The organism is Rhizobium sp. 01N424 (assembly GCF_056399485.1).
Window position 1 is genome coordinate 26,492 of record NZ_JBFTRK010000006.1, and the last position, 24,176, is coordinate 50,667.

The following is a 24,176-nucleotide window of genomic DNA, read 5'->3' on the forward strand; positions in this document are numbered from 1 at the left end:
CCGGCATGCTGCTGTCGATGCAGGGTATCTCCAAATCCTTTGCCGGGATCGCCGCGCTGCGCGCCGCTTCCCTCGATATTGCCGCGGGCGAGATTATGGCGCTTGTCGGCCAGAACGGCGCCGGCAAGTCGACGCTGATCAAGATCCTGACCGGCGCCTATCAGCGCGACGAAGGATCGATCTGTTTCAACGGCGAGGACGTCGCCTTCTCGACGCCGGCAGAAAGCCAGGCCGCCGGGATCGCCACGATCTATCAGGAGATCAACCTGGCGCCGCAGCGCTCCGTCGCCGAGAACATCTATCTGTCGCGGGAACCGAAGAAATTCGGCTTCCTTGACCGCCGCGCCATGCGCGATGGCGCCCGCAAGGTGCTTGCCACCTTCAATCTCGATATCGACGTCGATCTGCCGGTTGCGCGCTTCAGCGCCGCCACCCGCCAGATGGTGTCGATCGCCCGCGCCGTGACCCAGAACGCCCGGCTGCTGATCATGGACGAGCCGACCTCATCGCTGGACGAGCGCGAGGTCGCCGTCCTTTTCGAGACGATCCGCACACTGCAGAAAAGCGGCGTCGCAGTGATCTTCATCGGCCACCGCCTCGACGAGCTCTATGCGATTTGCGACCGCGTCACCATCATGCGTGACGGCCAGACGGTTGCCGTCAGCGCCATGAAGGATATCCCCAAAATGGAGCTGGTGCGCCACATGCTCGGCCGCGAACTGGCGGCTTTCGAAGCGCTCAGCCGCGATGCCGACAATGCGATCGAACGGCCGGTGCGCCTTGAGCTGCAGGGCGCCGGTTCGGGCCTGCGCGTCCGCGACGTCGATCTGCTGATCCGCGAGGGCGAGATTTCCGGACTGGCCGGCCTTCTCGGCTCCGGCCGCACGGAGACCGCCCGCATCATCTTCGGCGTCGACAAGCTGGAGCGCGGCAGCCTGAGCTTCAACGGCACCTCGCGCAGCTATGCCGAACCGGCCGCGGCGATCGCCGATGGCATCGGGCTCGTTTCCGAAGACCGCAAGATCGACGGGATCATTCCGGATATGAGTATCCGCGAGAACATGACGCTGGCGCTGCTGCCAAAACTGAAGAAAGCAGGCATCGTCGACCGCGCCCGCCAGGACGAGATCGTCGCCCGCTTCATCAAATCGCTCGGCGTCAAATGTGCCTCTCCGGACCAGCCGATCAAGGAACTGTCGGGCGGCAACCAGCAGAAGGTGCTGCTGGCCCGCTGGCTCTGCACCGATCCGCGAGTGCTGATCGTCGACGAGCCGACACGCGGCATCGATATCGGCGCCAAGTCCGAGATCCTGCGGCTGCTGCGAAACCTCGCAGATGATGGCCTCAGCGTGCTGATGATCTCGTCGGAACTGGAAGAGCTGCTGGCCGCCGCCGATCGCGTCACCGTGCTCAGCGACGGCATGTCGGTCGCGGTTCTGCCGAGACGTGAACTCTCGGAGCAAAGCCTCCTTGCCGCCATGGCGCATCAGGTGAATTGACATGACGATATCGGATACCGCCATCAAGCCGTCAACCATGTCGAAGGCGTCAGCGCTTCGCATCGCCAGCCGCTACGGCACCTTAGCTGCATTCCTGCTCTTGATCGCCGTCAACATTGCGATCACCCCGAACTTCTTCTCGTGGCAGACGCTGAACGTCAATCTGACCCAGGTCGCCACGATCGTCATCGTCGCAACCGGCATGACGCTGGTGATCGCCACCGGCGGCATCGATCTTTCGGTCGGCTCGCTGATGGCAATATCGGGCGCCATCGCGCCGATGATCTTCCTGGGAACCCTGTTCCCGATCGACAACGTCGCGCTTGCCGTTGGCCTTGCTTTCGTGGTGCCGGTCATCGTCGCCATGCTGTTTGGTTGGTTCAACGGCTTTCTCGTCACGCATTTCTCGATCCAGCCGATCGTCGCCACCCTGGTGCTGTTCATCGCCGGGCGCGGCATCGCGCAGGTGATGACCAATGGCAATCTGCAGGTCTTCAAGAACCCGGCATTCCAATGGATTGCCATGGGCCATTTCGCCGGCATCCCGGCGCAGGTGGCTCTGATGATCGTCATTGCCGCCCTCGCCTATGCGCTGATCCGCTTCACTGTCATCGGCCGCCAGATCATCGCCGTCGGCGGCAACGAAAAGGCGGCGCGGCTGACGGGCATTCCGGTCAAGCGGGTGAAGACGCTGGTTTATGTGATCAGCGGTGCGCTTGCCGGTATCGCGGGGCTGATCGTCGTGGCCAGAAACTCCGCCAGCGACGCCAATCTGGTCGGCATGGGCATGGAGCTTGACGCGATTGCCGCCGTCGCCGTCGGTGGATCGCTGCTGACGGGCGGGCGGGCCAATATCTTCGGCACGCTGCTTGGCGCCTTCGTCATTCAGCTGGTGCGCTACACGCTGCTTGCCAATGGCGTGCCCGATGCCGCCGCGCTGATCGTCAAGGCGGGACTGATCGTCATTGCCGTCTTCATCCAGCAGCGCGCCGACAAGACCTGAGGACACCGAGATGCTTTCCGCCCTCTTCAAACCCTTCGCCCCGAAATCCGCCGGTGACCTTGCCCGCCTCGGCGTACTGATCGCGCTGGCCGCGCTCATTCTCTTCGGCGCCCTGCGCTACGAGAATTTCCTGTCGCCCTTCAATATCCTGAGCTTCCTGCGCTACAATTCGATGTTCGCGCTGATCGCGCTCGGCATGGCCTTCGTGATCATGACCGGCGGCATCGATCTCTCCGTCGGCGGGGTTGCGGCGCTGGCAAGCGTCGTTTCCGCACTCGCCTCGCCCTATGGCTGGGCGGCGGGGCTGGTGGCGGGCGTCGGCGCCGGTCTGCTCGTCGGCATGCTCAACGGCTTCGTCATCTCCAAGATGCGGATTCAGCCGTTCATCGCCACACTGGCCGCTATGCTCGCCGCCTATGGCACCGCCTTGCTGCTAGCTGACAATCAATCGGTCTCCGTCGACTACGACACCGCTTTCGTATCGATCGGCCAGGACGATTTCCTCGGCTTTCCGATCCCAGCCTGGATCGCGCTCGCTGCTTACATCGCCGGATGGATTTTCCTCGAACGCCGCCCCTCCGGCCGCCATATTCTGGCGATCGGCGATGGCGAGCACACGGCCGCGCTGATGGGCCTGAAGGTCAATCGCACGCTGTTTGCGATCTATGCTCTCTCGGGCGCGCTTGCCGGACTTGCAGGCGTGATCCTCGCTGCCCAGTTCGGCGCGGGACAGCCGACCGAAGGCGTCGGCTGGGAGCTTTTCGCCATCGCCTCGGTCGTCGTCGGCGGCACGCTCCTGACCGGCGGATCCGGGTCGGTCGGGGCAACGCTGGCAGGCGCGCTGCTGCTAGGCATGGTCTTCAACGTGTTGAATTTCGAGAACGGTCTCGGCTGGATCTCGCTGTCTGCCTATTGGCAATCGGTGATTCGCGGCGCTTTCCTGCTCGTCGTCGTCATCCTGCAGGCACGGCTGACGGCCAAATCGGCCACCTAGGAAACCGCGAGACCGCCATCGACAGGCAGCGACACACCGTTGACCATCGATGCACCGTCGCTGAGCAGAAACAGGATCGCCTCGGCGACCTCGTCCGGATCGAGGAACCGGCCAAGCGGAATGCGGGCCTTGACCGGATCGGCCTTGGCCGGATCGCTCCAGGCAAGCTCGCCCATCGGCGTCAGCGTCACCGTCGGGTTGACGCTGTTAACCCTGATGCCTGACGGGCCGAGCTCGGCTGCCATCACCCGCGTCATCGCATCGAGCGCTGCCTTCGAGGCGCAATAGGCGGTGTGATTGGCGACACCGCGCCGCGCCGCATCGCTGGAAACGTTGACGATCGCGCCCTTGATGCCGCGGGCCAGCCAATCCCGCACCACGATCTGCGACAGCACCATCGGCGCGACCGTGTTGACGTTCATCACCCGGTTGAATTCCGCGAGATCACTGGTCACGAAGCTCTGCAGCACGGTCGTTCCGGCGCAGTTGACGAGCAGATCGACCGGAAGCGCCAGGCGGACCGCCGCTTCAATCGCACCGATCCCGGCAAGGTCGGCGCAGATCGTCTCGCAGGCGATCTCCGCGGCAAGGCTCGCCAGATCATCGGCACTGCGGCTGAGAGCGACGACCTTTGCCCCGCGCTTTGCCAGCATCACCGCCGTCGCCCGGCCGATGCCCTTGCCAGCTCCCGTCACCAGCACGCGGCGCCCATTCCAATCCATTCTGTCGTCCTCCTGCTCCTTCATTGGGCCGGATCATGAATGGCGAGCGAAGCGAAATCCACATCTATCGTGACGCCCGTGCCGGAAATTCTGCCGGGACCGCGCCCCCTCCAACCCTCTGAAATAGCGCTTGCATCCGCATCCGCTAAAGACGCCGCGATAGGCTAAAGCGGACGGGGGCTCCAGCGAACTTAAATATCGCCATTGACTAATTGATACGTAGCAATAAGTTGTTGCTACGTATCAATTATGGATATCTCAGGTGACGGGACGGCGGATTACGCAGAAGGAGGTGGCCGAAAGAGCGGGCGTTGCGCAAGCCACCGTCTCGCTGATCCTCAATGGTGGCCGTGAGAAGGTTACGCCTGAGACCGCCGAACGCATCGAGGCGGCAATCCTGGAACTCGGCTATCAGCCGAACCGGTTTGCGCAGGCGCTGCGGACCAAGCGGACCTATGTGATCGCCTGCGTGGTTCCGGATCTCGCGAACCCCTTTTATCCCTCGCTCGTCGTTGCCGTGCAGAAGGTCGCGCGCGCCGCCGGCTACGAAGTGGTGACGATCGATACCGAGGGCGAGCTGAACAATGAGCGGCAGGTGATCCTAGCCGCGCAGCAGGGCCGCTTCGACGGCGTGGTCGGCGTATTCTTCAAGACCAGCGCCAGGGATCTCGCGCCGCTCGGCAAGACGGGCGTTCCCGTCGTCCGTATCGAAGTCTCCAGGAAGGTCGGCGGCCCGCTGCCGATCGACAACCTGTTCATCGACAACGTCGCCGCCGCCCGGACGCTGACCAAGCACCTTCTGAACCTCGGCCACCGGTCGATCGCCATGATCGCAGCGCCCGGCGGTCCGCAGCAGGTCCGCCTGCAGGGCTATCTCGAGGCGATGGCGACCATGGGTGCCGCGCCGATCGTGCTGGAAGCCGCGCATTTCACGCTGGAGGGCGGGCGCGAGATCGCCGACCGCCTGCTGGAAAGCGGCCGTCCGGTCAGCGCCATCATCGCGGCCAACGACCTGATGGCGATCGGCACCATGCAGAGCCTCGCCGCCCACGGCCTGTCCGTTCCCGGCGACGTTTCGGTTGCCGGTTTCGACGACATTCTGGCGGCAGCGCTGGTGACACCGGCACTGACGACAGTCGCACAGTTTCAGGATCGGATCGGCGCCCGCGCCGCCGAGAAACTGATCGAACGGCTGGCAGACGGGGCCTCCGAACCCGGCCAGGCAGAAGAAATGCCATACGAACTCATCATCCGCGCCTCGGTTGCCCCCTTCAAGGGACAGCCGGAGCACATGCATCAAACCAGGGAGGAAACATTATGACCAGGCTGAAGCTTTTCGCCGCCACCGCATTGATTGCCAGCACGTCGCATATCGCCATCGCGCAGGAGAAGGTCTCTTGGTGGTACGAACAGGCGACCCCGGACCAACAGAAGCTGATCCAGAAAGATATCGTCGAGCCCTTCGCCAAGGCCAATCCCGATTACAGCCTTGTCATCGACTATCGCGGCAACGAACTCGACAAGCAGCTGCGCGTTGCCATGCTCTCCGGCAACGGTCCTGATGTCGTCTATACGGCAGGCCCGAGCTATGTCGCGCCGATGGCCCAGTCCGGCCAGCTGATGCCGCTGGATGACTATGCCGCCAAGTACAAGTGGCAGGACCGTATCCTGCCGGTCTTCCTGAAGATGGGCGAGTATAACGGCAAGATCTACGCCCTGCCAAAGACCTACGAAACGGTCGGCCTGTTCTACAACAAGACGCTGTTTGCCCAGAAGAACTGGCAGGCACCGAAGACGCTGGACGAACTCGAGACCGTCGCCGACGCCATGCTGAAGGACGGCATCACTCCGTTTGCGGCAGGCAATGCCGATTGGCGCGGCGCAAACGAGTGGTTCGTGACACTGGCGCTCAACTCGGTTGCCGGCCCCGAAAACCTGAACAAGGCGCTGCGCGGCGAAATGCCCTGGACCGCCGAGCCCTTCGTCAAATCGATCGACCGGCTGAATTCCTGGTGGCAGAAGGGTTATTTCGGCAAGAATTACTTCTCGGTGACGAGCAGCGAACAGGCAGCAGACGCCATGGCATCCGGCAAGGCCGGGATGATGCCGACCGGCACCTGGCAGTTCCAGAATGTCGATACCTACGGCAAGAAGGCAGGCAGCGAGGCGGGCTTCGTCGGCTTCCCGAGTGCTTCGGGCGACCCGGTCTTCCCGCTCGGCATCGGCTCCACCTTCTCGATCGCCACCAAGGCCAAGAACCCGGATGGCGCGGCAGCGGCGATCAACTATGTCTTCTCGCCTGAAGTCTACGAGACGATGAATTCGGCCTGGCAGGGCGAATGGAACATTCCACTGAAGGATATCTCCAACGTCAAGATGGCGAGCGAAGTGACGCCGCTCTTTACCGAGACGATGAAGAACCTCTCCTCATCGGTAAACGACGGCAAATACGGCTACACGACCTGGACCTTCCTGCCGCCGGCGACAGACAGCTATGTCATCAACGGCATCGAGGAAGTCTGGCTGAAGAAGACAACGACCGCCGACTTCCTCGCCAAGATGGACGCTTCCTTCCAGAAGGAAATGAAGGCCGGAAAGGCGCCTGCGGTCCCGGCCCGCTGATCAAAATGGCCGTGAGGGCGCAGCTTCGGCGCCCTCACCTTCGCCTGCGCCGCGTCGGCGCGGGAGTGGCCTGTTTGCCTTGAAAGGTCTGCAATGCACCGACTTTACGTCCTGCCGACATTGATCATCAATGTCGTCATCATCGCCATACCGGCGCTGCTCACGGTGGCTCTCGCCTTCTTCGAATGGGACGGCATCAGCACGCCCGTGTTCGTCGGCCTCGACAATTTCCAGGCCCTTTGGGACGACAGCGTGTTCTGGACGGCGTTGACCAACAACATCATCTGGACGCTTATCTTCCTGACGGTACCGATCGCCATGGGCCTGCTGGCAGCCACCATGATGCTGGTCGTGCGCCGCGGCTCGAACTTCTTCCAGGTCGTCTATTTCCTGCCTGTTATCATCGCCACGGCGATCACCGGCCGTGTCTGGCAGGGCATGATCTATTCGCCGGTCACCGGCATCACCGGCCTTCTGCAGCGCATGGGTCTCGATATCGCCAATCCTCTGACCGAGACGTCGAGCGCGCTCTATGGTATCGCGGTCGTCGACCTCTGGCATTGGTGGGGCTTCCTCTGCGTCATCTTCTTCGCGGCCCTGCGTCAGGTGCCGAACGAACAGATCGAAGCGTCGCGCATCGAGGGTGCAACCTTCTTCCAGACCATCCGCTATGTCCTCCTGCCAGGCATCATGCCGACCATCACGCTGATGATGATCATGACCGTCATCTGGTCGTTCCTGGTCTTCGACTTCGTCTACATCCTGACCCAGGGCGGCCCGGCCTATTCCTCCGAAGTGCTATCGACCTTCGCCTATCGCTCGGCCTTCTACGACCTTGCTGTCGGCAAGGCGGCAGCGATCTCGGTGGTGATCAGCCTCTTCGGCCTGGCCGCAACCGTCTTCTACATCCGCGCCCAAGCGACGGAGTTCGAACAATGAACATCACCGAAAGCCGCCTCACCTTCGCGATCGTCTACATCACCCTGTCGGTGCTGCTGATCGTCACCCTGTTTCCCATCGCGCTGACCGTGCTCAACGCATTGAAGCCATCGGCAGAGATCGTCCAGAATCCGCTGGCGCTCCCCTCCGTCATCCGCTGGGACAATTTCACCCGCGCCTGGACGGACGCGAATTTCGGCCAGACGCTGCTGAACTCCGCCGTGCTGACGGGCCTGACGATCATCCTCGTCTGCTCGACCGGATCGCTGACCGCCTATGTTCTGGCCCGCCAGAAGATCAAGCGCTGGAAAATCCTGACCTTCTATCTCTTGGCCAGCACCACCGCGCCGATCCAGCTCTTCCTCTTCCCGCTCTATTTCGGCTTTGCCCGCTTCGGGCTGATCAACAACCCTGTCGCCGTCGCCTTCATCTATACGGCGGTCTATTCGCCCTTCGCGATCATGCTGCTGCGGACTTACTTCCTTGCGGTTCCCAAGGAGCTGGAGGAAGCAGCGCTGATCGACGGGGCGACGCATTGGCAGGTGTTCCGCCGCGTCTTCCTGCCGATCGTCTCGCCCGGGATCCTGACGGTGGCGCTGATCATCGGCCTCTATTCCTGGAACGAGTTCCTGATCGCCACGACGTTCCTGCAGGGCCAGGACAGGCTGACGGCCGTCGTCTCGTTCTTCCTGCTTTCCGGCCAATACTCGTCCGACTGGGGTGAGATCATGGCCGCCGCCCTCATCATCATTCTTCCCATCGTAATCCTCTTCGTCCTGCTGCAGCGCCACTTCATCGAAGGAATGGCCGGCGGTTCGGTGAAGGGCTGATCAAGGAGTTCGCATGTCCATTCCCGCAGACTACAACAACCGCGTCTATGCAGGCGTTCTCGGCAAGCTGATCGGCGTCTATCTCGGCCGCCCGTTCGAGAACTGGCGCTACAAGGACATTCTCGAAAAGCTCGGCCCGATCACCTATTACGTCCATGACCGCCTCGGCGATCCGCTGATCGTCACCGATGACGACGTGGCCGGGACCTTCACCTTCCCGCGAGCGCTTGACGACTACGGCATCTCGCCGGATCTGTCGGCCGAAGACATCGGCAAGGCCTGGCTGAACTACATCATCGAGGAACGTTCGATCCTCTGGTGGGGTGGTGCCGGCAATTCGACGGAACACACCGCCTGGCTCAACCTACAGCGCGGCATTCCGGCGCCGGCCTCCGGTTCGATCGCCGTCAACGGCGCCACCGTTGCCGAGCAGATCGGCGCGCAGATTTTCATCGACGGCTGGGCGCTGGTCTCCCCCGGCAACCCGGCGCAGGCCGCCAAGCTGGCACGCGCCGCAGGCTCCGTCAGTCACGACGGAGAAGCGGTGAATGCCGCCGTCCTCTGGGCTGCGATGGAGGCGGAGGCCTTCGTCAGCAAGGATGTGAACCATCTGCTCGATACCGGCCTTGCGCATATCCCGAAGGACAGCCTGATCGCCAGGCTGATCGCCGATATCCGCGGCTGGACATCGGGCAACGAGGATTGGGAAGCGACGCGTCAGAAGATCGAGGACAATTACGGTTACGACAAATATCCGGGCAATTGCCATGTCGTGCCCAACCACGCGCTGATGATCATGGCGCTGTTGCATGCGCCGCACGACTTCCAGCGCGGCCAGATGATCGTCAACACCTCCGGTTGGGATACCGATTGCAACGCCGGCAACCTCGGCTGCCTGCACGGCATCATGCTCGGCCTCGACGGTCTCGATGCCGGTCCCGACTGGCGCGGCCCGGTCGCCGACCGTCTCTACATGTCGACCGCCGATGGCGGCCGCTCGATTGCCGACGCCGCCGACGTCTCGTTGTGGCTGGCCAATCTCGGTCGCAAGCTTGCCGGACAGACAGCCGAACCGGCGCCGAAGAATGGCGCGAAATTCCACTTCTCGCTGCCGGGCTCGGTCCAGGGCTTCCGTCCGCAGGCGGGCCAGACCGCTCTTGACGGGCTGAAGGTGACAGGAACCGGATCGGCGCTGGCGATCGATTACCAGGCGCTTGCCCAAGGTCGTGAGGCTGCGGCCACCACGCCGGTCTTCACGCCGCTCGAAGTCACCAAGATGCGCACCTACGATCTGGTCGCCAGCCCGCGCATCCATGCCGGACAGACGCTGCGCGCAACCATCCGCGCCGAAGCGGCAAACAGCGGCTCCGTCGAGGCGAAGCTCCGCATCCGCCACTATGATGGCAGCGATGCCCTCGTCGATATCGACATGCCCTCCGGCAAGCTTCTCAACCCCGGCAATTCGGCAGCGCTCGAATGGACCGTCCCCGCAACCGGCCACCAGCCGATCGCCGAAATCGGCCTGGTGTTGACGGCACCGCAGGGACGAGCAAACGGGCGGGTCCTGGTCGATGCGCTCACCTGGGATGGTTGCCCTGATGTGACCTTCAAGCGTCCGGAAGGCGCCAGCGACTTCTGGCGCCGCGCCTGGGTCAGCAATGTGCATTTCTTCTCGAAGAACTTCCCGCAGGACTTCCGCATCAGCCAGAACCGCGGTGAAGGATTGATCCTGCAGGGCACGCGCGACTGGACCGATTATGCTATCGAGGCCGACCTGATGCTGCATCTCGGCGATCACGGCGGCCTGGCGATCCGCGCCGAGGGACAGCGCCGCTACTATGCGGCTCTGGTTACCCGCGACGGCAAGCTGCAGATCGTCTGCCGCAAGGATGAGAAGCAGACGGTGCTCGCCTCGACCGCACTCCAGGTCGAATTCGAGACGCGCTTTACGATGAAGCTCTCGGCCAGGGGCGACAAGCTTTCCGCTACGGTCGGCGGCACCACGGTCGAAGCCAATGACCAGACCTTTGCCGGCGGATCGGCCGGACTGATCATTCACGAGGGAGCCCTCTCGGCCACCCGCATCCACATCGGCGCGGCGTAAGGAGATCCCCATGGCAAGTGTCACGATCGACAAGGTCGTCAAGCGCTACGGCAGCGCCGAGGTCATTCACGGGATCGATGCGGCGATCGGTGACGGCGAATTCGTCGTCCTGGTCGGCCCGTCGGGTTGCGGCAAGTCCACGCTGCTGCGGATGATCGCCGGTCTTGAGGACATTTCGGGCGGAACGATCTCGATCGGCGGCAAGGTGGTCAACACCCTACCCCCGAAGAGCCGCGACATCTCGATGGTGTTCCAGAACTATGCGCTCTACCCGCATATGACCGTCGAGGAAAACATGGCCTTCTCGCTGACGCTGGCGGGCGCCGGCAAGGCTGAGAAGGAAAAGAAGGTCCGCGAAGCGGCCGAGATTCTCGGCCTGGAAAGCCTGCTGCAGCGCAAGCCGAAGGCACTGTCCGGCGGCCAGCGCCAGCGCGTCGCGATGGGCCGTTCCATCGTCCGCAATCCGCAGGTCTTCCTCTTCGACGAACCGCTGTCGAACCTCGACGCCAAGCTGCGCGTGCAGATGCGCGGCGAAATCAAGAGCCTGCACCGCCGCCTCGGCACCACCATGGTCTACGTCACCCACGACCAGGTGGAGGCAATGACCATGGCCGACCGGATCGTCGTCATGCAGGCGGGCCGCATCGAGCAGATCGGCACGCCACTGGAACTCTACGACCGCCCGGCCAATGCCTTCGTCGCCCAGTTCATCGGCTCGCCGGCGATGAACCTGTTCCCGGCAACCGTCACCGGCGGCAAACTGATCCTGCAGAATGGCCAACCGTCGGGACTTGCAGCGCCATCAGCTGTTCAGGAAGGCCAGAAGCTGCTGATCGGCAAGCGGCCGGAAGAAATCGGCCTTGGGGCAGAAGGCGACCTGCACGCAACCGTCGAGAATATCGAGCCGACCGGCTCCGAAGCCTTCATCGAGCTCAAGCTCGGCGATCAACTCGTCTCGGTGGTGCTTCGCGAACGGCCATGGTTCGATGTCGGCAGCAAACAGACACTGACCCTCACCAAAGGCGCCGTTCACATCTTCGACGCGGCGTCGGGCAACAGGATCGGCTGAGGAAGCGCGCCGCCGGGAAGGCGGCGCTCATTTCAGCCTGTCGAAATCGCGGTAGCCGAATTCCTCGGCCTGCTTGGCAAGCGTCAGCAGCACTTCGTAACGGGCGTCCGGCAGGATGTCGAAATCGACCAGCCCCATCGTATCGCGCGCCACCGCAAGAAATGGCGCGCGGATCGAGGCCATGAGCGCTTCACGAAGCAGCTCAACCTGTTCGTCGGTTGCACCGCCAGACGTGATGAAGGGCAACCCGGGACTGGCAGGCGTGAGCGCAAGCTGCCGGATTTCAGTCACGCGCTCACGGTCGAAGCGTTGGATATTTGCAAGTGTAACGCAATCGATGGCCGCACAATCGGCGCGGCCCTGGGCAACCGCATCGATGCTGGCGCCATGGCTTCCCGTCTCGATAAAGGCAGCAAAGAAGCGCCCCTCCCGGACAAGAGGAGTAACGGCGGCGCGCAGGAGATTGGCGCCGGAATTGCTGGTCGGGCTATTGATCGCCGCGACTGCGCCACGCAGATCTTCGATCGCAGCAAAAACCGAGTCGCGTCTGACGACGATGACGCTGCGCATCAGCGGCCCGTCGCAGCCCGGATGGCTGTAGACTGGCGTTGCGACGAGGCGGACCCTGCCCCGTAGCTGTGTCACATAGGGATAGCCGCAGGTCTGCGAGAGCAGGAGGTCGGGACGAAGCCAGGCTTCGTCATAGGCCAGATCGGTATCCAGACGATCCGGCAATCCTGAGACACCCGGGCGCGCGAGATATGCGCGCAGGAACTCCCAGAGTTCAGCGGTCGCCGCGGCAAGCGGCGGCGGGGTAACATACATTGCCAGGCAGACAAGATGCATCTTGTGCCTCAGCCGTTCGGGAAGTGCCGCGCAAACGAGAACAGGCCGTGCGGCAGCGCGCTGCCGCCCTCCAGCGCGAGATCCGCCAGAAGTTCGCCGATGACGCTGGTGAATTTGAAGCCGTGGCCGGAGCAGGCGGAGGAGACGACGACATCAGGCGCACCCGGCACATGATCGATCAGGAAGTCCTCGCTCGGCAGCATCGTGTAGCGGCAGGTCGTCGCCCGCACCCGCATCGAAGCCGCATGCGGCAGACGCTTGAGGACGAAGCTGTCAAGAAGCGCGGTATCGGCCTCGTTGACGGGCGGATTGGGAGCACGCGGATCGATCGGCTCGCGGAAATGCGCGTGACGGCCGACCTTGACGCCGTCGATGCCGATATTCGGAAAACCGAAATAGGATCCGCCCTCGCCGTCATCCCGCAGGAAGCAGGGCATGCGCTGCGGCTCGGCAACGAAGCCATCGGATGGCTGATACCAGGCCACCACCTGGCGGATCGGCACGGCACGCGACCGCAGTTGCGGCACGAGCTCGGCGATCCAGGCGCCGGTCGCAACGATGACCTTGCGTGCGCGGTAGGTCGCGGTGCCCGAGACGATCGTCACGCCATTGCCGCTCTGGTCGATCGAAAGCACCGGTTCGCCGAAATGCAGCGCAGCACCGTGTTCGGCGGCCAGCTTCAGGTAGCCCATGATCGCGGCTTCAGGCTTGACATAACCGCCCTGCGGATCGAGCAGCCCGATCTCGCCGTCATCGAGGGCAAAGGCCGGAAACCGCCGCGCCATCTCCTGCTTGTCGAGGATCTGATGCGCCAGGCCATGCATCTCACAGGATGCCTTCGTTCCGCTGACGATCTTGCTGTCCGGTGCGCCGATCTGCAGCACGCCTGTGACGGTCAGGATATCGGTTCGCAGCTGTGCTTCCAGCGCCCGCCAGTTTTCATAGGCACGCTGCAGCAGCGGCACATAGGACGGGTCTTCGAAATAGCCGAGCCGGATGAGACGGCTGTCACCATGCGACGAGCTGAGCGCATGGGCCGGGAAATAGGCTTCGAGCCCGATGACTTTGGCACCGCGCGATGCCGCGAAGGCGGCGGCCGAACTCCCCATGGCACCAAGACCGATGACGGCGACATCGAATTCTGCAGACATGTCCATTCTCTCACTCGGCCGGCTGATGGGTTGATATCAGGGTTCGGAGCGCCTCGATATCGCCATGCAACGGCCGGTCGTCATGGTAATGGCCTGCAACGCCGCGCACCATCGCGTGAATGGCGCCGGTTCCGGTGGCGCGTGCACCGTTGACGGCCACGAAATCATGCGCCTGCGCTGCCGCCATCAGTTCGACGGCCAAGATATATTCGGCGTTATCGATGATGGCGAGCAGCTTGTTTGCCGCCGCCGTCGGATGGGCCAGGAAGTCCTCCTGCAAACCGGAGGTGATGCCGCCGTCGAGCGAGGCGGGTGCCGCGAGACGGCGATTTTCGTTGGCAAGTGCCGCAGCGGTATATTGCGCGATCATGAAGCCCGAATGGCTGCCGGCATCGCTGGCGAGAAACGGCGGCAACCCGCTGACAAGCGGATTGACCAGCCTGTCCGCGCGCCGCTCGCTCATTGCGCCGATCTGCGCGATCGCGATTGCGAGAGCATCGGCGGCCTGCGCCAGGGCGGGCGCCACGGCATGCGCTTCGGAGGACACCACGGGACGATCCGGCGTCCCGGAGATCGCGGGGTTGTCGGTCACGGAAGCCAGCTCCTGATCGACGATCCGGGCCGTCTCCTCGAACACGTCCCACGCAGCGCCGTGGGCGTGGGGCACCGAGCGGAGGCTGAGCGCGTCCTGCGTCCGTTTGCCCTTGGCGGCGTCGACCAGCGCGCTGCCCTTTAACCGGGAGCGTAAGCGCCCGCCTACCTTCGCAATACCTTTGGAAGGACGGAGCGACAGCACTGATTTCTCAAAAGCGGCTATCTGGCAGCCGACAGCTTCGAGCGTCAGCGCTGCGGCGGCGTCGGCCCAATCGAGCAGCCGTTCGGCGCGGGACAGGGCAACGGAAGACAAGCCCGTTGCGCAGGCCGTTCCGTTGACGAGGCTCAGGCCTTCCTTGGCTTGAAGCACAAGCGGCGCGAGCCCGATCGCGAGAAGTGCCTCGCGCCCCGTCATGCGCCGCCCGCCGACGGTTGCATGGCCCTCTCCGATCAGCACTAGAGCCGAATGGGCGTTGTGGGTGAGATATCCGGCCGATCCCCTGGACGGCACATCGGGAATGCAGTCCTTCGCGAGGAATGCCGTGAGATGTTCGAGGATTTCAGGGCGCACGCCGGAATGGCCGTGGCCGAAATTGGCGATCTGCGCAGCGATGATCGCGCGCACTTCGCGCGGCGCCAGCAGAGGACCGACACCGCAGGCATGGCTCAGAATGATATTGCGCGACAGGCGGCTCTGCGAGGTGCGGTCAACGACCGTGTCGGACAACGCGCCGACCCCGGTATTAATGCCATAAGCCCTGACGCCGCTTTCGACGATGCTCTCCACGATCTGTCTGGCGCGGGCGACACGGTCGCGTGCTGCGGCCGACAAGGCCAGAGCTTCACCCTCGCCAACGCGGGCGACATCGCGCCACGACAGACGTTCATGCAGGACGATGGTCATTGCCCGGTTCCGAAATGGCCGATGAACTGGCGGAAGGCCGGCGTGGCCGCACTGCCGAACATATCGTCGGGCGCGCCGCTGCTTTCGATCAGGCCTTCGCGCATGAAGACGACGCGGTTGGAAACGTTGCGGGCAAAGCTCATCTCGTGGGTGACGACGAGCATCGTCATGCCTTCCTCGGCCAGCGCGCGCATGACGCGCAGCACTTCGCCGACCAATTCCGGATCGAGCGCCGATGTCGGCTCATCGAACAGCATGACCTTTGGCTTCATGGCAAGGGCGCGAGCGATCGCGGCACGCTGCTGCTGGCCGCCGGAAAGATGCGCCGGATAGGCATGGCGCTTGTCGGCGATGCCGACCTTTTCCAGAAGCGCCTCGGCCTCGGCAATACACTCGGCCTTCGGGCGCTTCAAAACGTGGACCGGCCCCTCGATGACATTCTGCAGGATGGTCATGTGAGACCAGAGGTTGAAGCTCTGGAACACCATGCCGAGTTCGGAACGGATGTGGTCGACCTGCTTCTGGCTGGCAGGACGGCTGCTGCCGTTCTTGTGCACCATGCGGATTTGCTCGCCATCGACCCAGATCTCGCCATCGCTCGCGGTTTCCAGGAGATTGATACAGCGCAGGAAGGTCGACTTTCCCGAGCCGGAAGCGCCGAGCAGCGAAATAACATCGCCGTCCTGGGCCTCAAGGGAAATGCCGCGCAGGACCTCATGGGTGCCGAAGCTCTTGCGGATGTTGCGAACGGAAAGGCGTGTCACACCGGGCATCGCGGTTGCTCCTTAGGCCTTGAGTGCCGGCGGGATGGCGCGGCGGTGTTTGGAGAGTGAATATTCGAGCAGCGCCATGGCCTGCAGGATGATGAAGTTCAGCACCAGGTAGATGATGGCGGCGCACAGGAAGACTTCCATGGTGCGATAGGTCTGCGAAATCAGCCGCTGCGCGACGCCGGTGACTTCCCAGACGGTGACGAGGCTTGCGAGCGCTGTCGATTTCATCATCAGCACGATCTCGGTGGAATAGGCAGGCAGCGCATGACGGAAGGCGATGGGCGCGATGATCCGCCGGATCATCAGCATGCGCGGCATGCCGATGGCGCGGGCCGCCTCGATTTCCTTTGGCGAGACGGCGCGGATGCCGCTGCGGAAGATTTCCGCAGAGTAGCCTGCCGTGCAGAGCGCCAGCGAAAGCACGGCGCAGACCATTGGCTCGCGCAGGAAGGGCCAGAGGAAGGAGTAGCGGATGACGCCGAACTGACCAAGCCCGTAAAAGACCAGGAACATCTGGATCAGCAGCGGGGAGCCGCGGAAGATGAAGATGTAGCCCTTGGCGAAACCGGCCAGCAACGGATTGCCGCTGACGCGAAGCGAGACGATGACGAGCGCCAGCAGGCCGCCGAAAAAGATCGACAGCGAAAACAGGATCAGCGTCGTCGGCACTGCTTTCAGCAGCGTCACCATGGTGGAGAACAGAAATTCGAAATCCATCACGCTTGCCCCATCGCCGACGCAGGCATACTGCGGTTTGCGCGCCGTTCGGCGGTGTTGAAGATCCGGTCCGAGAGACTGGTGAGCAACAGATAGAGAAGGCCGCCGGCGATGAAAAACAGGAAATACTGACGCGTCGAGCCTGCGGCCACCTGGCTGGTGCGCATCAGCTCGGCGAGACCGGTGACGGAGATCAGCGCCGAATCCTTGAGGCTTAGCTGCCAGACATTGCCGAGACCGGGGATCGCGAAGCGCAGGACCTGCGGAATGATGACGCGCCGCAGGCGCAGCGCGCGCGGCATGCCGATCGCCGAGGCCGCTTCCAGCTCTCCCTTGGAGATCGCCAGAAAGGCGCCGCGATAGACTTCCGCCTGATAGGCGCCGGAGATGATGCCGACGGCAAGGGCGCCGGCGGCAAAGGAGGGCAGGCCGAGGAAGCCCTCGTAGCCTAGCCATTGACCGACGGATGTCACCGCCGCCGAGCCGCCGAAATAGATCAAATAGATGATCAGCAATTCAGGCACGCCGCGAAACACGGTCGTATAGATATTGCCGAGCGTCACCAGCAGCATATTGCCGGAGAGTTTGGTCGAGGCGATGATGGTGCCGAGTACGGCGCCGATCGCCAGCGCAGTCGCGGTCACGGCGAGCGTCATCAAGGTTGCAACAAGCAACAATGCGCCCCATCCGTTCGAGCCGAAGCCCAAGAGTCCCAAGGTTCCCATTGCGTCCGTTCCCGTCGATAGCAGCTTCAGGCGTCGAGATTATCACAGGCGTCTCCGGCAAGGTGCCGGAGACCGTATCGGTGATAGCCCGAAGGTTGCTTATTGCGGGCTGACGTCGACCTTGAACCACTTCATCGAGAGGGTCTTGACGGTACCGTCGGCCAGCGCGGACTTGATGGCTTCGCTGAACTTGTCGCGCAGGTCGGTGTCTTCCTTCCGGATGCCGAGACCTTCGCCCTCGCCCCAGATCGAGCCGGCGATTTCCGGGCCGGTGAAGGCAAGCGTATCGTTTGCCGACGCGAATGCGTTGTTGAAATAGACCGCGTCGTCGAAGCCTAGATCGATACGGCCGTTCTGCAGATCGAGATCGCGGTCGGCGCCGGTCTTGTATTCGCGGATTTCGGCGATCGAGCCGAAGTTGTCATAGACGAACTTCGCATAGACGGTCGCGGCCTGGATGCCGATCGTCTTGCCCTTGAAGGCTTCCTTCAGCGCATCGATTTCCTTCACGCCGGTCTGGCCGGGCGTCATCTTGATCGTCACGCCGGTACCGGCGGCATTTGCCAGCGGGCTATCCTTGGCGGTCGCGAAAGCGGCAGGCGTCGCGGCATAGGGAACGGTGAAGTCGATGATCTTCTTGCGCTCTTCGGTGATCGACAGCGCATCCATGATCACATCGAACTTGCCGGCATTCAGCGCCGGGATCATGCCGTCCCAGTCGGACGCGACAAGCTTGCATTCGATCTTGGCGCGCTCGCAGAGCACCTTGGCCAGTTCCGGCTCGAAGCCGCCTAGCGTGCCGTCGGCATTCGTCATGTTCCAGGGTGCGTAGGCACCCTCGAGGGTAATCGTCGCAGTCTTCCAGTCCTTGCCGAGAACCGGCGTTGCGAGAGCGGAGATTGCCACCGCTCCAGACACGATGATGCTATGCAATTTCATGTTCCAAACTCCTCTGAAATTCGATTGACCGTCTTTCCTGCCGATCTCCGCCGGCTTGCCTTTTGCGAAGATCATATCTCGCCGAAGGTTGTATAGGGTACCATATGAATAATTTTGTGATATGCAAGATGGAAAGTTGAGTTTTGCGGCAATTGCTGTCGATGCCAAGGGATTAGGCAATGAAACGTGCCGGTGAAATGAAGCGGGAATTGGCCGAGAATGACGCGACCCCGCTTTATGCGGGCGTCAAGCAGATCATTCTCGACAGGATTCACAGCGGCGAGTGGCCGCCCAAATACCGCGTACCGTCGGAAAACGAGCTAGTTGTCGAACTCGGCGTCAGCAAGATGACCGCCAACCGGGCGCTTCGCGAGCTTGCCAGCGAGGGCGAACTGGTGCGTATTCAAGGCGTCGGTTCGTTCGTTGCCGAACGCAAGGGCGTCTCCGCCCTCTTCGAAGTGCGCAACATCGCCGAGGAGATCGCCGAGCGCGGCCACGCCCATGAAGCGGCGGTTATCGTGCTGGCGCAGGAGACTGCATCGCCTGAAATGGCGGATGCATTGGGTCTGGAGATCGGCTCGGCGGTGTTCCATTCACTCGTCGTCCACAGCGAAAACGGCGTCCCGGTGCAGATCGAGGACCGCCACGTCCACCCGGATGCCGCCCCTGATTACCTTACTCAGGATTTCCGCAGCAAGACGCCGAACGCTTACCTCTCGGAAGTCGCACCGCTGACGGGCTCGGAACACATTGTCGAGGCGGTCATGCCGCAGCCTTGGGAATGCAAGCTGCTGACGATCCTGAAGTCCGAACCCTGCCTGACAATCCGCCGGCGGACATGGTCTTCACGCGGCGTCGTGTCCGTCGCGCGCCTCATCTATCCTGGCCACCGCTACCGGCTGGAAAGCCGCAACGGCGTAGAAGCCAAGTAGTTGTATATGGGAGTTAACGGTGATTTAACCGTTCACCGCTTGTCGGCGTAGTCGCTGCGAACGATCCCGTGACGCTGCATCTTGTCATAAAACGTCTTTCTCGGGATGCCCAAGGCGGCGATCGTCTGCTGCACGTTGCCACCGAACGAGATCAGTGTATCGCGAATGATCCCGGCTTCGTAGTGATCCAGCCGCTCGGGCAGCGGCACGCCGTTGGAAGCGCCGGGATCGGCCTTCGGCGGTTCGGGCTCGGCGGGCTGCATGCCCAGGACGGTGCGCTCGGCGAAATGCGAGAGTTCGCGGACATTGCCCGGCCAGTCATGATCCCGCAGATGGCGGCTGACGGTTGCGGTGATCTTCGGCACATCGCGATGGAAGCGGCGGGCCGCCCGCTCGGCAAAATAGCTGAAAAGCAGCGGAATATCGTCGCGCCGCTCGCGAAGCGGCGGGATCGCCAGCGTCACCACGTTCAGACGGTAATAGAGATCTTCCCGAAAACTCTGGCGTTGTCCGGGATCGCCGAGATCGACCTTCGCCGCCGCAACGATGCGCAGATCGACGGGGCGCACCTCGTTCGTTCCGAGCGGCGTCACCTGGCGCATCTCCAGAACACGCAGCATCTGCACCTGCGTCGACAGCGGCATGCTCTCGATCTCATCGAGAAACAGCGTACCGCCGCTCGAATGCTCGATCCGCCCGACGCGTTTCTTCTGCGCGCCGGTAAACGCGCCGGGCTCGTGGCCGAAAAGCTCGCTCTCGATGATCTGTTCGGGAAGCGCGCCGCAGTTCAGCGCCACGAAATTGCCTTTCGAACGGCGGCTCCAACCATGCAGCAGGCTCGCCACAACCTCCTTGCCACTGCCGGTTTCGCCGGTGACAAGCACATCGACATCGGTATCGGCGATCTGGCGCAGCATATGGCGCAGGCGCTCCATCACAGGGGTCTGCCCAATCAGAGGCATGCCCGGGTCGGCCTGCTGCGCGGCTTCGCGGAGATTGCGGTTTTCGATCACCAGCGCCCGCTTTTCGGCCGCACGCCGTACGCATTGAATCAGCCGCTCGGTGGCAAACGGCTTTGCAATGAAATCATAGGCACCGTCCTGGATCGCCTTGACGGCCATCTGGATATCTCCGTGGCCGGTCATCAGGATAACGGGTAGCTCGGCGTCGAGCTGGCGGATGCGCTCGAACATCTGCAATCCATCGAGGCCAGGCATGCGGATGTCCGACACCAGCACGCCCGGAAATGTGCGGTCGAGCTTGCCGAGCGCTTCCATCGCCGACGTGCAAAGCGTGACGTCGAAGCCGGCGAGATCGAGCGTCTGCCCGGTGGCGCGCAACAGATCCTTGTCGTCGTCAACGAGAATGACCGGGGCTGCCTTGCTCATGCGGAAACCTCCTTCAGATGGACGATGAAGCGGGTGCCGTCGGCCCCGCTCTCGACATCGATGCTGCCGCCATAGTCGGAGACAATGTCCTTGGAGATCACCAGGCCGAGGCCGAGGCCTTTTTCCTTGGAGGAATTAAAGGGTTCGAACAGGGCTTCGAGAATATCGGGGGCAATGCCCGGACCGTTATCGGCGACCGAAATGGCAACGCCGTCGCCGGAAACACCTGCCGAAACCGTCACCCGGCCGCCATCGCGCGCCTCCACGGCTTCCAGCGCATTCTGAAACAGGTTGATGAACACCTGCTCCAGCCGCAGCCGGGTGCCCATGACCTGCAGGCCTTCAGGGACAGGCTCGACGGTCAGCATCTCAAGCCGGCCGGTGAAACGGCTGCGCAGCAACATCAGCGCGCCGTCTATCATCTCCTCGACGCCAACCGCTTCGGGCGCCGTTCGTCCGCGCCGGGCGAGTGCCTTCAGATCCTCGGTGATGGTCCCGATCCGCTCCGTCAGTCCGGCAATCAGCGCAAGGTTCTCCGCAACCGGTTCGGTCTGCTGGCGCTTGAGATAGACCGCGGAATTGTCGGCATAGGCGCGGATCGTCGCGACCGGCTGATTGATCTCATGGGCGACACCGGCCGCGATCTGGCCGAGGATCGCCAGCCGGTTGGCATTGACCAGATCCTGCTGCACGCTCTGCAGCCGCGCATCGGTCGCCCGGTGACGGGTGATCTCGGCCTCGAGGCTATCGCGCGTCCGGCTGAGATCACGCGTCCGCTCGGCAACACGCTGCTCCAGCTCTTCGCGCGCCAGCTGCTCGCGCACGATGGTCATCAGCGCCACATCCCTGCGGCGCAGCCAGATGGCGGCAATGGCAATCACGGTCAAAAGCGCCAGCGCCGTCACCAGCAGGGCCTCGCGCACGGCCGCAGCCACCGGCAATTCGACCGGCAACAGATACTGAAACGTCCAGTTCGTCGAAGGCACAGGCGCTATGATCTTGAGATAGGTCGCGGCCCGGCCACCCGGAAGGATGGCGCGGATCAGCAGCGCGTCGGCTCCCAGCGCCTTCACCGGCCGGAAAGGCAGAGGCAAAAGCGGCGCATCGCCGAACTGCAGGCTCTCGCGGATCGAAAGCAGGCTATCGGCAGCAAGCGCTTCCGACGTCATGAACCGCCAGGAGGGCACGCTGGTGATCAGCACCACGTTGTTCTGATCGACCACGAAGGCCGGACGCTGCGTGTCGCTCCAATCGCTCTCCAGCTGATCGAACTCCATCTTGACGACAACGACGCCAAGCGGAGCCGATGCAGGCCCGATACGGTGCGAGATATAGAGCCCGGGGCGCTTGCTGACGGAGCCGAGCGCAAAATGCTCGGCCATCCCCTCCCGCATGCCGCGGGTGAAATAGCTGCGGAACGTATAGTCGTTTCCGACGAAACTCGTCGCTTCGTGCCAGTTGCTGGCCGAAACCGCGATACCATCCGCGTTGACCACGTAGATGACGGCGGCATTGGTGCCCTTGACCAGATCTTCCAGCTTGCCGCTCAACGCATCCTTCTTTTCCTGACCGGACTGGGTCAGCGCGTCCTCCACATCGCGGTCACGCGACAGCAGAAGGGGCAGCGCACGCGGCCGTTCCAGAACGGCCTGAAGCAGGGCAACCTTCAGATTGGCATCGGTGCGGCCCTGCTGTTGCAGCGCCGAAAGTGCTGCAGAGCGCCCATAGATCGCCGCAGTGGTCAGTGCGGCAGCCGCGATCAGCGCCGATATCAGCGCAAAGACGACCCACGTCCGGCGAATGCCGAGGCGAAGGCGCGCGTCTTCCGCGGATGGAACGGCTATGGCCATCGCCAATATTGAGCACAAAACCGCACTTCATTCAATATAATCCGTGCGGATTTACGCACATTCCGCATCAGACGACTTGCAGACCAATGTATAGTCTCAAAATAAATCAATGCCTTAGTCAGAATTTCCGAGTCTGGCACGCCGATTGCTGATCGTTCTGCGACGAAACGCAATTCGCCCCGGGAGAGCCAAATCCTTGGTTGGGGCTTCATGGAGGATATCATGGACATTGCACACCAAGACACGCAGCCGCGTGCGCCTCTGCCGTTCTACCGGCATCTTTACGTACAGGTGATCGCCGCCATTGTCGCCGGCATCCTGCTCGGCCACTTCTATCCGGATACCGGTACGGCGCTGAAGCCGCTCGGCGATGCCTTTATCAAGCTCGTGAAGATGATCATCGCCCCGGTTATTTTCCTGACGGTCGCGACCGGCATTGCCGGAATGTCCGATCTGAAAAAGGTCGGACGCGTTGCCGGCAAGGCGATGATCTACTTCCTCGTCTTCTCGACGCTGGCGCTCGCCGTCGGCATGCTGATCGCCAACGTTCTGCAGCCGGGCGCCGGAATGCATATTTCCGCCGCCTCGCTCGATGCGAATGCCGTCTCCAGCTATGCCAGCAAGGCGCATGACGCGACCATCACCGGCTTCCTGATGAACATCATTCCGGACACGATCGTCGGCGCCTTCGCCCAGGGCGACATCCTGCAGGTGCTGTTCTTCTCGGTGCTCTTCGGTATCGCGCTCGGCATGGTCGGCGATCGCGGCAAGCCAGTTCTCGACTTCCTGAACGCGTTGACTGCACCGATCTTCCGCCTTGTCGCCATCCTGATGAAGGCAGCACCGATCGGCGCGTTCGGCGCCATGGCCTTCACCATCGGCAAATACGGCATCGGCTCGATCGCCAACCTCGCCTTCCTGATCGGCACGTTCTACCTGACGTCACTGCTCTTCGTGATCGTCGTGCTCGGCGCTGTTGCCAAGTACAACGGCTTCTCGATCTTCGCGCTGATCCGCTACATCAAGGAAGAGCTTCTGCTGGTTCTCGGCACCTCGTCGTCGGAAGCCGCCCTTCCCGGCCTAATGCAGAAGATGGAACGGGCCGGCTGCAAGCGATCCGTCGTCGGTCTGGTCATCCCGACCGGCTATTCGTTCAACCTCGACGGCACCAACATCTACATGACGCTGGCAGCCCTGTTCATCGCCCAGGCAACCGACACGCCGCTCACCTTCGGCGACCAGATCCTGCTGCTGCTCGTCGCGATGCTGAGCTCCAAGGGTGCCGCAGGCATCACCGGCGCCGGCTTCATCACGCTTGCGGCAACACTCTCTGTCGTCCCGTCCGTCCCAGTGGCCGGCATGGCGCTGATCCTCGGCATCGACCGCTTCATGTCGGAATGCCGCGCCCTCACCAACTTCGTCGGCAACGCGGTCGCAACTGTCGTCGTCGCCCGCTGGGAAAACGAACTGGACGAAGGCATGCTGGCCCGCGCGCTTTCCGGTCAGGCAACCGAAGAGCCGGTCCCGGTTCTTCAGGCCGCCGAATAATTCCTCCCAGGGAAGAGACCCGGTCTC

Annotated in this window: 21 protein-coding genes; 11 read left to right on the top strand and 10 right to left on the bottom strand. The window is 62.8% G+C overall.

Annotated features, from left to right (window positions below):
* Window positions 1–5: 5 nt before the first annotated feature.
* The 3 genes from AC1DNK_RS16575 to AC1DNK_RS16585 are packed head-to-tail and all read left to right on the top strand — an operon-like array spanning window position 6 to window position 3,496.
* Entirely contained in the window at window positions 6–1,499 is a 1,494-nt protein-coding gene (locus tag AC1DNK_RS16575) for a sugar ABC transporter ATP-binding protein (RefSeq protein ID WP_477942220.1), read from the top strand.
* A 37-nt stretch (window positions 1,500–1,536) separates the two neighbouring features.
* On the top strand, window positions 1,537–2,502 hold the full coding sequence (locus tag AC1DNK_RS16580) for an ABC transporter permease (protein ID WP_405049562.1): 966 nt from the start codon (window positions 1,537–1,539) through the stop codon (window positions 2,500–2,502).
* Between the two features lie 10 nt (window positions 2,503–2,512).
* Entirely contained in the window at window positions 2,513–3,496 is a 984-nt protein-coding gene (locus AC1DNK_RS16585) for an ABC transporter permease (protein ID WP_112386724.1), read from the top strand.
* On the opposite strand, the gene AC1DNK_RS16590 is transcribed toward AC1DNK_RS16585, so the two are convergent.
* Window positions 3,493–4,218, bottom strand: coding sequence for an SDR family oxidoreductase (locus AC1DNK_RS16590; protein ID WP_112386723.1), 726 nt, complete (start codon window positions 4,216–4,218; stop codon window positions 3,493–3,495). The two genes, AC1DNK_RS16585 and AC1DNK_RS16590, sit on opposite strands and share 4 nt — an antisense overlap.
* 262 nt (window positions 4,219–4,480) lie before the next feature.
* On the opposite strand from AC1DNK_RS16590, the gene AC1DNK_RS16595 reads away from it, so the two are divergent.
* The 6 genes from AC1DNK_RS16595 (at window position 4,481) to AC1DNK_RS16620 (ending at window position 11,782) form a co-directional block, all read left to right on the top strand.
* Window positions 4,481–5,539, top strand: coding sequence for a LacI family DNA-binding transcriptional regulator (locus tag AC1DNK_RS16595; RefSeq protein WP_112386722.1), 1,059 nt, complete (start codon window positions 4,481–4,483; stop codon window positions 5,537–5,539).
* On the top strand, window positions 5,536–6,840 hold the full coding sequence (locus AC1DNK_RS16600; RefSeq protein WP_112386721.1) for an ABC transporter substrate-binding protein: 1,305 nt from the start codon (window positions 5,536–5,538) through the stop codon (window positions 6,838–6,840). Before AC1DNK_RS16595 ends, AC1DNK_RS16600 begins: the two co-directional genes overlap by 4 nt.
* Before the next feature lie 93 nt (window positions 6,841–6,933).
* Window positions 6,934–7,779, top strand: a complete 846-nt coding sequence (locus AC1DNK_RS16605) for a carbohydrate ABC transporter permease (protein ID WP_112386720.1) — start codon at window positions 6,934–6,936, stop codon at window positions 7,777–7,779.
* Window positions 7,776–8,609, top strand: coding sequence for a carbohydrate ABC transporter permease (locus tag AC1DNK_RS16610; RefSeq protein WP_112386719.1), 834 nt, complete (start codon window positions 7,776–7,778; stop codon window positions 8,607–8,609). The genes AC1DNK_RS16605 and AC1DNK_RS16610 overlap by 4 nt, the downstream gene beginning before the upstream one ends.
* 13 nt (window positions 8,610–8,622) lie before the next feature.
* Entirely contained in the window at window positions 8,623–10,713 is a 2,091-nt protein-coding gene (locus AC1DNK_RS16615; protein WP_112386718.1) for an ADP-ribosylglycohydrolase family protein, read from the top strand.
* 10 nt (window positions 10,714–10,723) lie between these two features.
* Window positions 10,724–11,782, top strand: coding sequence for an ABC transporter ATP-binding protein (locus tag AC1DNK_RS16620; RefSeq protein WP_112386717.1), 1,059 nt, complete (start codon window positions 10,724–10,726; stop codon window positions 11,780–11,782).
* Between the two features lie 27 nt (window positions 11,783–11,809).
* On the opposite strand, the gene AC1DNK_RS16625 is transcribed toward AC1DNK_RS16620, so the two are convergent.
* The 7 genes from AC1DNK_RS16625 to AC1DNK_RS16655 form a co-directional block, all read right to left on the bottom strand.
* A complete protein-coding gene (locus AC1DNK_RS16625; protein WP_477942222.1) occupies window positions 11,810–12,628 on the bottom strand; it encodes a phosphate/phosphite/phosphonate ABC transporter substrate-binding protein in 819 nt (272 codons plus the stop codon).
* A gap of 8 nt (window positions 12,629–12,636) precedes the next feature.
* Window positions 12,637–13,779, bottom strand: a complete 1,143-nt coding sequence (solA, locus tag AC1DNK_RS16630) for an N-methyl-L-tryptophan oxidase (RefSeq protein WP_112386715.1) — start codon at window positions 13,777–13,779, stop codon at window positions 12,637–12,639.
* 10 nt (window positions 13,780–13,789) lie between these two features.
* Window positions 13,790–15,277 carry an HAL/PAL/TAL family ammonia-lyase gene (locus AC1DNK_RS16635; protein WP_477942224.1) on the bottom strand — a complete coding sequence of 496 codons (1,488 nt, stop codon included), beginning with the start codon at window positions 15,275–15,277 and terminating at the stop codon, window positions 13,790–13,792.
* A complete protein-coding gene (locus AC1DNK_RS16640) occupies window positions 15,274–16,050 on the bottom strand; it encodes an ABC transporter ATP-binding protein (protein ID WP_112386713.1) in 777 nt (258 codons plus the stop codon). The genes AC1DNK_RS16635 and AC1DNK_RS16640 overlap by 4 nt, the downstream gene beginning before the upstream one ends.
* Before the next feature lie 12 nt (window positions 16,051–16,062).
* Window positions 16,063–16,767, bottom strand: coding sequence for an ABC transporter permease (locus AC1DNK_RS16645; protein ID WP_112386712.1), 705 nt, complete (start codon window positions 16,765–16,767; stop codon window positions 16,063–16,065).
* Entirely contained in the window at window positions 16,767–17,492 is a 726-nt protein-coding gene (locus tag AC1DNK_RS16650) for an ABC transporter permease (RefSeq protein ID WP_112386711.1), read from the bottom strand. The genes AC1DNK_RS16645 and AC1DNK_RS16650 overlap by 1 nt, the downstream gene beginning before the upstream one ends.
* Before the next feature lie 99 nt (window positions 17,493–17,591).
* On the bottom strand, window positions 17,592–18,431 hold the full coding sequence (locus tag AC1DNK_RS16655) for a transporter substrate-binding domain-containing protein (protein WP_112386756.1): 840 nt from the start codon (window positions 18,429–18,431) through the stop codon (window positions 17,592–17,594).
* 179 nt (window positions 18,432–18,610) lie between these two features.
* Here AC1DNK_RS16655 and hutC point away from each other — a divergent pair, with 179 nt between their 5' ends.
* Entirely contained in the window at window positions 18,611–19,363 is a 753-nt protein-coding gene (gene hutC, locus AC1DNK_RS16660) for a histidine utilization repressor (protein ID WP_112386710.1), read from the top strand.
* A 32-nt stretch (window positions 19,364–19,395) separates the two neighbouring features.
* On the opposite strand, the gene AC1DNK_RS16665 is transcribed toward hutC, so the two are convergent.
* Window positions 19,396–20,751: a sigma-54-dependent transcriptional regulator gene (locus AC1DNK_RS16665; RefSeq protein WP_477942225.1), complete on the bottom strand. Its 1,356-nt coding sequence runs from the start codon at window positions 20,749–20,751 to the stop codon at window positions 19,396–19,398.
* On the bottom strand, window positions 20,748–22,601 hold the full coding sequence (locus AC1DNK_RS16670; protein WP_310290109.1) for a sensor histidine kinase: 1,854 nt from the start codon (window positions 22,599–22,601) through the stop codon (window positions 20,748–20,750). Before AC1DNK_RS16670 ends, AC1DNK_RS16665 begins: the two co-directional genes overlap by 4 nt.
* A 222-nt stretch (window positions 22,602–22,823) precedes the next feature.
* Between AC1DNK_RS16670 and AC1DNK_RS16675 the strand changes: the two genes are divergently transcribed.
* Complete coding sequence (locus AC1DNK_RS16675; RefSeq protein ID WP_405049552.1) at window positions 22,824–24,149, top strand: dicarboxylate/amino acid:cation symporter; 1,326 nt, start codon at window positions 22,824–22,826, stop codon at window positions 24,147–24,149.
* Window positions 24,150–24,176 lie beyond the last annotated feature (27 nt).